This is a genomic window from Pseudomonas sp. GL_139_B (assembly GCF_057834475.1).
The window spans coordinates 2,754,684-2,766,277 of sequence record NZ_CM174403.1 but is presented as its reverse complement, the minus strand read 5'-3'; the positions used below and the strand labels follow the sequence as shown (position 1 = coordinate 2,766,277).

At 60.7% G+C, this 11,594-nt stretch carries 6 protein-coding genes; all 6 read left to right on the top strand.

Annotated elements, in window-relative coordinates:
- The first annotated feature begins 619 nt into the window (after positions 1–619).
- The 6 genes from glgA (at position 620) to glgX (ending at position 11,484) form a co-directional block, all read left to right on the top strand.
- Positions 620–2,206, top strand: coding sequence for a glycogen synthase GlgA (glgA, locus tag AC3ISI_RS12730; protein WP_489337272.1), 1,587 nt, complete (start codon positions 620–622; stop codon positions 2,204–2,206).
- Between the two features lie 13 nt (positions 2,207–2,219).
- Positions 2,220–4,016, top strand: coding sequence for a malto-oligosyltrehalose trehalohydrolase (treZ, locus tag AC3ISI_RS12725; protein WP_489337271.1), 1,797 nt, complete (start codon positions 2,220–2,222; stop codon positions 4,014–4,016).
- Positions 4,013–6,091, top strand: a complete 2,079-nt coding sequence (gene malQ / locus AC3ISI_RS12720; protein WP_489337270.1) for a 4-alpha-glucanotransferase — start codon at positions 4,013–4,015, stop codon at positions 6,089–6,091. The genes treZ and malQ overlap by 4 nt, the downstream gene beginning before the upstream one ends.
- Positions 6,088–8,865, top strand: coding sequence for a malto-oligosyltrehalose synthase (locus AC3ISI_RS12715; RefSeq protein WP_489337269.1), 2,778 nt, complete (start codon positions 6,088–6,090; stop codon positions 8,863–8,865). The genes malQ and AC3ISI_RS12715 overlap by 4 nt, the downstream gene beginning before the upstream one ends.
- Positions 8,866–8,886: 21 nt before the next feature.
- Positions 8,887–9,222, top strand: a complete 336-nt coding sequence (locus AC3ISI_RS12710; protein ID WP_489337268.1) for a DUF2934 domain-containing protein — start codon at positions 8,887–8,889, stop codon at positions 9,220–9,222.
- A gap of 102 nt (positions 9,223–9,324) precedes the next feature.
- Positions 9,325–11,484 carry a glycogen debranching protein GlgX gene (glgX, locus tag AC3ISI_RS12705; protein ID WP_489337267.1) on the top strand — a complete coding sequence of 720 codons (2,160 nt, stop codon included), beginning with the start codon at positions 9,325–9,327 and terminating at the stop codon, positions 11,482–11,484.
- Positions 11,485–11,594: the final 110 nt, after the last annotated feature.

Here is an 11,594-nt window from a genome sequence, read left to right as displayed (position 1 = left end):
ACGGTGGTCGGCGGGGAAACCAATTCGGGTTCTCACTTAAGACCGAGTCAAATTCTTCGCTGGCAAGCCAGCTCCAACAGGGAATACACGAACCCAGTAGGAGCTGCGGTGCGACGATTCGACTTGCCAGCGAAGGAACCATCAAACACACCCCCTACCGAATCAAACGCACCACAACAGTGCAATCCCACCTCCCTTCCCGCCCATTTTTGTGACTTGCCAGTCCCGTTTCGACCCATAGCCAAAAATAAACCTGCACTTCGTCGGTGCAGTCACCCCTTCGTCACACGGTTCTTTTACCCTCTGAAAACTGATTGTCGAACAATTTCACCAGATGACCCGCCCCGCTCTAGGATCTGGCCTAGACTCATTTTCGCGAGGTAAAACAAGTCGGTCATCTGGCTGTAAAAAACTCGAAACTTTCAGTCCTGGCCATGGGTCTGGGTAAAGGTAGGGCCAACGCGACTGGTGCATTCCTTGCAACGGCCCCTCCAGCCATCTGCTTCACCGCATTGGGCAGCATTTGCTACCAATGCGTGCGCGTTTGCGCCCGGCCGCAGGATTTGGCCACACCGTTTGTGCCAGACCTAAGAATTAGATCAACACCACGGAGATTCATATGACAAGTGCGGCTTTAGATATTCAGGGTGAACGTGCTCATCAGCAGGTCGGCGATTCGAGCGCCGTGAATGCACCGAGCGCGCAATCGATCAGCGTACCTGGCACCAAGACGCTGACACCGGCTGCCAGTCAGAATCCGAATAGAAAGAAAGTGTTGTTTGTCACCTCCGAGATTGCCGACCTGGTGAAAACCGGCGGTCTGGGCGACGTTTCCGCCGCGCTGCCACGCGCCATGTCGCACCTGCACGATGTGAGGGTGCTTATTCCCGGCTATCCGCAAGTGCTGCACAGCGAAAACCCGATCCACATCATTGGTGAACTGGGTGGGCACGCCGCACTGCCGCCCTGCAAGATCGGGCGCATGGACATGCCGGACGGTCTGGTCATCTACGTGTTGATCTGCCCTGAACTCTACGAGCGCGAAGGTTCGCCTTACGGCGCCAACAATGGCCGCGACTGGCCAGACAACCACATCCGTTTCGCCCGTCTGGGCCTCGCCGCCGCGGATATCGCCGCCAATCTTGCACAAATTCACTGGTGCCCGGATCTGGTGCACGCCCATGACTGGCCCGCAGGCCTGGCACCTGCCTACATGCACTGGCGTGGGCAGCGCACCCCGACCCTGTTCACCATCCATAACCTGGCCTACCAGGGCGTTACCAGCCTCGGCTCGTGCCCCGAATTGGGGATTCCCGCGCACGCCCTGCAACAGGAAGGCATGGAGTTCTACGGCAAGATGTCGTTCCTCAAGGCTGGCATGGCCTATTCGAGCCACATCACCACCGTCAGTGCCACCTACGCCCAGGAAATCACCACACCGGCCTTCGGCTGTGGCCTCGACGGTTTTCTCGCCGCCAAGACCCAGCAAGGCCTGCTCAGCGGCATTCCCAACGGCATCGATGAAAGCTGGGACGCGGCCACGGACTCGCACCTGTTCTGCCCCTTCAACATCGGTGACTGGGACGGCAAAGCCGTCAACGCCGCGCATGTGCGCGAGCTGTTCGGCCTGGCTGACTCCGAGGGTCCGCTGTTTGCCGTGGTGTCGCGTCTGGTCTATCAGAAAGGCCTGGACCTGACCGAAGCGGTCTCCGAATACATCGTCAAATCGGGTGGCCAGATTGCAATCATCGGCCGTGGCGAGCCGGAAGAGGAACAAGCCATGCGTGAATTGGCCCTGCGTTTTCCAGGGCAGATTGGCGTGCGCATCGGCTTCAACGAAACCGACGCCCGACGCATGTTCGCCGGCAGCGATTTCCTGCTGATGCCCTCGCGTTACGAACCCTGCGGCCTGAGCCAGATGTACGCCCAGCGCTTCGGTTCACTGCCGGTGGCACGCAATACCGGCGGCTTGGCCGACACCATTGAAAACGGCGTGACCGGTTTTCTCTTCGATGAATCTTCTGTCGAAAGCTACCAGGAAGCCCTGAGCCGGGCGTTCAAGGTGTTCGCCTTCCCCGACCTGCTTCATGCGATGCGTTGCCGGGCCATGGCCGCTCCGTTCAATTGGTGCAAGGCGGTGGAGCCTTACGCCGAACTCTACGAACAGCTTGTGGCTAAGGCCTTGGGTAAATCGGGCCGACAGTAAGAGGTTTTCAACGATGCCGTTACGGACCCTTGAGACCTGGCCCCACGGCGCAATCATGCTGGACGCAGAGCACACGCGTTTTGCCTTGTGGGCGCCTGATGCGTTTTACGTCAGTGTCGAACTGGAAAATGGACAATCCTTGCCGCTGTTGCCTCAGGCTGATGGCTGGTTCGTGATAAAGACCCGCTGCCCGGCGGGGACCCGTTACCGCTACAACATCGATGGCGAACTGGAGGTGCCGGACCCGGCCTCCCGTGCGCAAGCCGGCGACATCGGCAGCCATAGCGTGGTGGTCGATCCGCGGGCCTATCAATGGCAACACAACACCTGGCACGGTCGGCCATGGAATGAGGCGATCATCTACGAGCTGCACGTCGGTGTGCTCGGCGGTTTCAGTGCCGTCGAGCAACACCTGTCGCGCCTCGTCGAACTCGGCATCACGGCGATTGAGCTGATGCCGTTGGCGCAATTCCCCGGTGAGCGCAATTGGGGTTACGACGGCGTCCTGCCTTACGCACCCCAGGCGTCCTACGGCTCGCCCGAACAACTCAAACACCTGATCGACACCGCCCACGGCCTCGGCCTGGCGGTGATTCTCGACGTGGTTTACAACCACTTTGGCCCGGATGGCAATTACCTGCATCACTACGCCAAAGGCTTTTTCCGCGAAGACAAACACACGCCGTGGGGGGCGGCCATCGACTTCCGGCAGCGTGAGGTGCGGGATTTTTTTATCGACAACGCGCTGATGTGGCTACTGGAATATCGCTTTGACGGTTTGCGCCTGGACGCGGTGCACGCCATTGAAAGCCCGGACTTCCTTGAAGAACTGGCCCAACGTGTTCGCCAACAAACCGGGCCCACCCGCCATGTGTGGCTGATGGTGGAGAACGAACACAATCAGGCCAGCCTGCTGGAACAGGGCTTCGATGCGCAGTGGAACGATGACGGTCACAACGCCCTGCATGTGTTACTGACCGGTGAAACCGATGCCTACTACGCCGATTACGCCCAACAGCCCACCGAACAACTCGCTCGCTGCCTGAGCCAGGGTTTTGTGTTTCAGGGCCAGCTCAACCGCCACGGCACGCCTCGAGGTGAGCCCAGTGGTCATTTGCCGCCGACCGCCTTCGTGCTGTTTCTGCAAAACCATGACCAGATCGGCAACCGCGCGTTAGGCGAACGGCTGCATCAACTGACCCACCCTGATGCGCTTTACGCCGCCACCGCATTACTGCTGTTGTCGCCGATGATCCCGCTGATATTCATGGGTGACGAATTCGCAGCGCAGGCACCGTTTCTGTTTTTCACCAGCCACCACGACGAACTCGCAGAACAGGTGCGCGAAGGTCGACGCAACGAGTTCGCAGCGTTCAGCGCCTTCGCTGATCCCCACCAGCGTGAACAGATTCCTGACCCGAATGCCCCCCAAACCTTTGAAGCATCGCAACCGAAGCTGAACGCCAGCGCTCTGCCGGCCATTCACGATGTGTATCGCCGCCTGTTGCAACTGCGCCACCAGCACCTCACCCCTCGCCTGCCTGGTACCCAGACACTGGGCGCCGATGTGTTAGGGCAGGGTGCAGTGAGCGCACGCTGGCGGCTGGGCGATGGCAGTGAGCTGCGCATTGACCTGAACCTCAGCGACACGCCGGTGGTCCACACCCCAGAGGCCGACACCCTCTTGTTGTTCGAACACCCGCCCCACTCAGCCGGCCTGTTACGCCAGGGCAAACTTGCCCCGTATTGCGCGCTAGTCAGCCTCACGGCCGCAGCCCCTTTGCTACCTTCGAACGGAGAGCGCCCATGAGCGATGCGCAACTAGAAATACTGGCCAGCCGCGCAGGCCTGGCCGTCGACTGGATCGACGCCAATGGTCGCGCACAGAAAGTCGGCCCGTCGGTGTTACGCGCGGTGCTCACAGGCCTCGGCCATCCGGCCGGCAGTGCCCAGGAAATCGATGCAAGTCTGTTGGAGCTGCAAGCTGCCCAGCAGACCCACCGCCTGCCCCCGCTGATGACCGTCGACGTCGGTGCGGGCCTCGATCTGGCGCGTTACTTTGAGCCCGAAACGCCCTGTGACATTCATCTCGAAGACGGTTCGTGGATCAACCTGAAGCTCGATGCGCAGGCGGTGCTGCCTGGGTTGATTCCGGTCGGCTACCAGCACGTCAGCATCGATGGCCAATCCTTCACCCTCGCGGTGGCACCTGAACGCTGCTATAGCGTCGGCGATGCCGTCGACAATCCGATCCCGCGCACCTGGGGCCTGAGCGTGCAGCTGTACTCACTGCGGCGGGTCGGCGATGGCGGTTTCGGCGATACCCAGGCACTTGAAGACCTCGCCCGGGTGGCCGGTGAACGCGGCGCCGAAGCGTTGGCGATCAGTCCGTTGCACGCCATGTTCGGCAGTGATACACAGCGCTACAGCCCTTACTCGCCTTCCAGCCGGTTGTTTCTCAACAGCCTGTACGCCGCTCCCGGTGCAATCCTTGGCGAGCGGGCGATGCGCGCGGCGATTGACGCCACCGGGCTCGCCGCCGAACTGCAGCAGCTTGAGGAACGCCCACTGATTGACTGGCCCGTGGCCGCGCACGCCAAACACCGCATTTTGCAGGCGTTGTACGAGGGCTTTGTCCACGGCGAACATCCGTTGCACGAAGACTTCAGCAGTTTCCGCCATGCCTCGGGCGAAGCACTGGAAAATCATTGCCGCTTCGAAGCGCTCCAAGAAGCCCGCGCCACCTTGGGTGAAAGCCTCGACTGGCGCGAATGGCCCGAACAATGGCGCGACTCGCGCAGCGTCGCCCTTGCCGAGTTCGCTGAAGAGAACGCCACACGCATCGGTTTCTTCGCCTTCTGCCAGTGGCTGATTACCCGTTGTCTTGAGCGCGCGCAAGCCGCCGCCCGCAGTGCCGGCATGAGCATCGGGCTGATTGCCGACCTCGCCGTCGGTGCCGACGGCGGCGGCAGTCAGGCCTGGAGTCGCCAGGACGAATTGCTCGCCTCACTGACGGTAGGTGCGCCGCCGGACATCCTCAACCGCACCGGCCAGGGCTGGGGCATTTCCGCGTTTTCGCCTGAAGGTTTGGTGCGCAACGGGTTTCGCGCGTTTATCGAAATGCTGCGCGCCAATTTCGCCCACGCCGGCGGCCTGCGGATCGACCACATCATGGGCCTGCAACGGCTGTGGGTGATTCCCAACGGCGCGCCGCCCCGCGATGGTGCCTACCTTTACTACCCGGTGGACGATTTGCTGCGTTTGTTGACACTCGAATCCCATCGTCATCAAGCCATTGTGCTGGGCGAAGACCTCGGCACCGTGCCTGATGGTCTGCGGGAAAAGCTCATCGCACGCTCGATCCTCGGCATGCGCGTGTTGTTGTTTGAACAGGACAACGCCCACTTCAAGCCCATCCTCGACTGGCCGGATAACGCGCTGGCGACCACCAGCACCCATGACTTGCCGACGCTCAATGGCTGGTGGCATGGCCGCGACATCGACTGGAACGCCCGGCTCGGCCTGATAGATGCCAGCAGCGAAATCGAGTGGCGCCAACATCGTGAACGCGAACGTGAAGGCCTGCGTCGGGTGCTGAGCGAAGACCCGCAAAACTTTCGCGAGGAGTCCCACGAAACCGATCAAGTGCTCGACGCCAGCGTCCGGTTCCTGGGACATACTCGCGCGCCTTTGGTGTTGTTGCCACTGGAAGATGCCTTGGGCATTGAACAGCAGGCCAACCTGCCCGGCACCATCGACGCCCACCCCAACTGGTCAAGGCGCCTGCCCGGCGACAGCGAAGCCCTGCTCGATGATCCGGATGCGGCCCGGCGCCTGGAATTGCTCGCCTGCGCGCGGCTTCAGGCGGGCGAGCGTGACCAATGACGGCACCGTTTATCCAACCGCCGCGGGCAACCCTGCGGCTGCAATTTCATAAAGGCTTCACCCTGGATCAAGCGGTGCCATTGGTGGGGTATTTCGCCAGTCTGGGCATCAGCCACATCTATGCCTCGCCGCTGTTGGCGGCTCGCGCCGGCTCCATGCATGGCTACGACGTGGTGGACCCGACCACCGTCAACCCCGAGTTGGGTGGCGAAGCCGCGCTGCGCCGTTTGGTCAATGCCCTGCGCGAACAACGGATGGGGTTGATCCTCGACATCGTGTCCAACCACATGGCCGTCGGCGGCGCTGATAACCCCTGGTGGCTGGACTTGCTGGAATGGGGGCGTTTGAGCCCATTCGGCGAGTTCTTCGACATTCAATGGCACTCGCCGGACCCGTTGATGGAAGGTCAGTTATTGCTGCCATTCCTGGGCAGCGACTACGGCATCGCCTTGCAGGACGGCACCCTGCCCTTGCGCTTCGATGCACAGGACGGCAGCTTTTACGTGCAGCATTACGACCACCGCTTCCCGATCTGCCCAATGCATTTTGGCGAATTGCTGCCCACGGATGTCGAACCGCTGAAACTGCTGGCGGAACGCTTCACCACCTTGAATTACCAGACTGACGCTCACCGCCTGGCGGTGCCGCTGAAAGCCGAACTGGGTGAACTGGCGAGCGACCCGGCGGTGCGCACGTCCATCGAGCAACACCTCGGCGCTTATGACTCGCTGACGCCCGAAGGTTTCCAGCGCTTGCACACGCTGCTTGAACGCCAGAGTTATCGCCTGGCCAGTTGGCGCACAGCGGCGGATGACATCAACTGGCGGCGTTTTTTCGATGTCAACGAACTGGGTGGCTTGCGCGTCGAGCGGCCCGCCGTGTTTGAAGCCACCCACGCAAAAATCTTCGAACTGGTGGCGCAAGGGCTGGTGGATGGTCTGCGCATCGACCACATCGACGGCCTCGCCGATCCCCGTGGTTACTGCCGCAAATTGCGACGCCGGGTCGATAGCCTGTCACCGGGACGGCACCTGCCGATCTACGTCGAGAAGATCCTCGGCGAAGGCGAAACCCTGCACCGCGACTGGTCGGTGGACGGCACCACCGGTTATGAATTCATGAACCAGCTGTCGCTGTTGCAACACGACCCGCAAGGCGCCCAGACCTTGGGCGAACTCTGGCAGCGCTTCAGCGAACGACCTGCCGACTTCCGCCAGGAAGCGCAATTGGCACGCCAGCAAATCCTCAACGGCTCGTTGGCCGGCGATTTCGAAAGCGTTGCCCAGGCCTTGCTGCAAGTGGCCCGGGACGACCTGATGACCCGCGACCTGACCCTGGGTGCAATCCGCCGTGCGTTGCAGGAATTGATCGTGCACTTCCCGGTGTACCGCACCTACATCAGCCCCCGTGGCCGCTCCACCCAAGACGATGTATTTTTCCAGCAAGCCATGGACGGTGCGCGGCAGACCCTGAGCGAAGCCGACTGGCCGGTACTCGATTGCCTGGCCGGCTGGCTCGGCGGCGAGCCCTGGCGCAAACGCCCGGTGGGTCGACAGCGCAAGCGCCTCAAGCATGCCTGCGTGCGCTTTCAGCAACTGACGTCGCCGGCCGCCGCCAAAGCGGTCGAAGACACCGCGTTCTATCGCTCGGCAGTGTTGCTGTCGCGCAATGACGTCGGTTTCAGCACCGAACAGTTCAGCGCCCCGCTGTCCGATTTTCATGCCGCTTGCATCAATCGCTTGGCCAAATTCCCGGACAACCTGCTGGCCACCGCCACCCACGACCACAAACGCGGCGAAGACACCCGTGCCCGTTTAGCTGTGCTGAGTGAACGCAGCGCCTGGTATGCCGAGCAAGTCCCGCTCTGGCGAACGCTGGCCCAACCGCTGCGCGATGACGATCAGATGCCGACGGCGGGCGATGAGCTGATTCTGTACCAGGCGATCCTCGGCAGCTGGTCGTTGACCCTGCGGATTGACGATCAATCTGCACTTGAGGACTACGCCAAACGCCTCTGGCAGTGGCAACAAAAAGCCCTGCGTGAAGCCAAGCTGCAAAGCAGTTGGAGTGCGCCGAACGAACCCTATGAACACGCCATGCAGGTGTTTATCGAGCGTCTGTTTTTGGCCCCCGAAGGTGAGCGGTTACGCGCCGCCCTCGCAAATGCGGTGCAGGCCATTGCCGCCCCCGGTGCCCTCAATGGATTGGCGCAAACCTTGCTGCGAATGACCGTGCCGGGGGTGCCGGACCTCTATCAGGGCGACGACTTCTGGGACCTCAGCCTGGTGGATCCGGACAACCGCCGGCCGGTGGATTACGCCAGCCGTCAACGGGCCCTTCAAGCGACACCGGACGTGCCCGAGTTGTTGGCGAACTGGCGTGACGGGCGCATCAAGCAGACGCTGATTGCCGAGGTGCTGAACCTGCGGGCCGAGCATGCCGAACTGTTTTCGCGAGGGACCTATCAAGCCCTTGAAGTGGTCGGTAGCCAGGCCCATCGGGTGCTGGCATTTGCTCGTTCGCTGAAAGGAAAACGCGCCATTGTTATCGTGACGATACGCTGCGCTGATCTGCAAAAAAACAGTGCCGAACCAAGGATAGATGCGCTGCAGTGGGGCGATACACGGGTCAAATTACCGTTCGCCGCCTCTGACGAACATCTGAAGGGACTTTTTTCCAGCGTCGCAGTCACAAAACACAGGGAGCTGAACATCAGCGCCGCGCTGGGGATTGTTCCGGTCAATCTCTTTATCCAACACTTTACCCAAGCTTGAGTTCAGTTCAGGAGCATTGCGATGAGTACCGACGATAAACGCGTTCGCGAATTTGCCTATCAGATCTGGGAATCGGAGGGCAAACCGGAGGGCCAGGACTCCCGACACTGGGAGATGGCGCGCAAGCTGGCCGAAGCCGAAGCCCTGGCACCGAAAAAATCAGCGAAAGCCAGCACCAGTAAAACCGCCGCCGCTAAACCTGCGGTCAGTAAGGCGAACGGCGCACTGGACGGTAAAGCCAGCGCAGCTAAACCCAAAGCCAAGGCCAAACCTGCTGCAGCGTCGAAAGTCATCCCGCCGGGAGAAAAAGCGATCGAGAAGAAACCTCGCGTGACAAAAAAGCCACCCATCACCTGACGGCCTTTCGATTGGTTTTGATCAATGACGTGGCGAGTCCGCTCGCCACTGGGGCGGCGTTCGCCCCCGAAAAACCCTTGATCCCCACTTGCAGGAGCACCTATGACCACGCCAAAGAAAACCGCGCCAGAACCTCACGCCGAGGCTTCGCGAATCCGTGAAGGCTTGCCCTTCCCGCTGGGCGCAACCTGGGATGGCCTGGGGGTCAACTTCGCCTTGTTTTCCGCCAACGCCACCCGGGTCGAATTGTGCATCTTCGATGACTCGGGCGAGGTGGAACTTGAACGCATCGAGTTGCCCGAATACACCGACGAGATCTACCACGGCTACTTGCCCGACGCCCATCCGGGACTGATTTATGGCTATCGCGTCCATGGCCCGTATGACCCGGCCAATGGTCATCGTTTCAACCACAACAAACTGTTGATTGACCCTTATGCCAAGCAACTGGTCGGCCAGTTGAAATGGTCCGAAGCGCTGTTTGGCTACACCATCGGCCACCCCGATGCGGACCTCAGTTTCGATGAACGCGACAGCGCACCCTTCGTGCCCAAATGCAAAGTCATCGACCCGGCCCACACCTGGGGCCATGACCATCGCGTCAGCGTGCCGTGGGACAAAACCATCATCTACGAAACCCACGTGCGTGGCATCAGCATGCGTCACCCTTCCGTTCCCGAGAATGTGCGCGGTACGTTCGCCGGGCTGATGGTCGATGACATGCTGGACCACATCCGCAAACTCGGTGTGTCGTCGGTTGAATTGTTGCCGATCCACGCGTTCGTCAACGATCAACACTTGCTTCACAAAGGCATGACCAACTATTGGGGCTACAACAGCATCGCGTTTTTCGCCCCGGACCCGCGCTACCTGGCCAGCGGCAAGATCGCCGAGTTCAAGGAAATGGTCGCGCACCTGCACGAAGCCAATCTGGAAGTGATCCTCGACGTGGTCTACAACCACACCGCCGAGGGCAATGAACAAGGGCCAACCCTGTCCATGCGCGGTATCGACAACGTCTCATACTACCGCTTGATGCCTGAAGACAAACGCTTCTACATCAACGATTCAGGGACCGGCAACACCCTGGATTTGAGCCACCCTTGTGTGTTGCAAATGGTCACCGACTCCTTGCGCTACTGGGCGTCAGAAATGCACGTCGACGGTTTCCGCTTCGACCTGGCGACCATTCTCGGGCGCTACCACGACGGTTTCGATGAGCGTCACAGCTTCCTCGTGGCCTGCCGTCAGGACCCGGTGCTACGTCAGGTGAAGATGATTGCCGAGCCGTGGGACTGCGGTCCCGGCGGTTATCAGGTCGGCAATTTTCCGCCGGGGTGGGTGGAATGGAACGACAAATTCCGCGACACCGTGCGCGCGTTCTGGAAAGGTGACGACGGCCAACTCGCCGATTTCGCCAGCCGCATGACCGCCTCCGGCGAGATGTTCAACCAGCGTGGCCGCCGCCCTTATGCCTCGTTGAATTTCATCACCGCCCACGACGGTTTCACCCTCAACGACCTGGTGTCGTACAACGACAAGCACAACGAAGCCAACGACGAGAACAATCAGGACGGCAGCAACAACAACCTGTCGTGGAACCACGGCGTTGAAGGCCCGACCGACGATCCTGAAATCAACGAATTGCGCCAGCGGCAAATGCGCAACTTCTTTGCCACGCTGCTGCTGTCCCAGGGCACGCCAATGCTGGTCGCAGGTGACGAATTTGCCCGCACTCAGGAAGGCAATAACAACGCCTATTGCCAGGACAGCGAAATCGGCTGGGTCAACTGGGACTTCAGCGAGGACGGCAAGGCCCTGCTCAAGTTCGTCAAACGCCTGATCAAGTTGCGTCTGGCGTACCCGATCCTGCGACGTGGCCGTTTCCTGGTGGGCAATTACAACGAAGACATCGGGGTCAAGGACGTGACCTGGCTGGCACCGGACGGCACTGAAATGTCCCAGGAGCAATGGGGCGAAGCCCATGGTCGGTGCCTGGGTATCCTGCTCGACGGCCGTGCCCAGGAAACCGGGATCCGCCGCAAGGGCGCAGACGCGACGCTGTTGCTGGTGGTCAACGCGCACCACGACATCGTCAACTTCACGCTGCCGCAAGTGCCTGACGGCGGGTTCTGGACTTGCATGATCGACACCAATCAACCGTCGATTCGCGGGCAGGAACGCTTTGAACTCGATCACGAATATTCGGTAACCGGCCGTTCGTTGCTGCTGTTCGAGTTGCAGCATGAGGAAGAAGAGTGAAATGGAGCTGCGCTGCGCACCGCGTGCCCGCCTGAACAGTCGGGCGCGTGGCGGGTTCGGCGACTGTTTACACGATTTGGTACGAGTTGGTTAAAAAAAACCGCCTCAGA

Bases quoted from the DNA above. Each gene is read 5' to 3' on its own strand.
- AC3ISI_RS12710 (WP_489337268.1), top strand. From the start codon at position 8,887: ATGAGTACCGACGATAAACGCGTTCGCGAATTTGCCTATCAGATCTGG.
- malQ (WP_489337270.1), top strand. From the start codon at position 4,013: ATGAGCGATGCGCAACTAGAAATACTGGCCAGCCGCGCAGGCCTGGCC.
- treZ (WP_489337271.1), top strand. From the start codon at position 2,220: ATGCCGTTACGGACCCTTGAGACCTGGCCCCACGGCGCAATCATGCTG.
- AC3ISI_RS12715 (WP_489337269.1), top strand. From the start codon at position 6,088: ATGACGGCACCGTTTATCCAACCGCCGCGGGCAACCCTGCGGCTGCAA.
- glgA (WP_489337272.1), top strand. From the start codon at position 620: ATGACAAGTGCGGCTTTAGATATTCAGGGTGAACGTGCTCATCAGCAG.
- glgX (WP_489337267.1), top strand. From the start codon at position 9,325: ATGACCACGCCAAAGAAAACCGCGCCAGAACCTCACGCCGAGGCTTCG.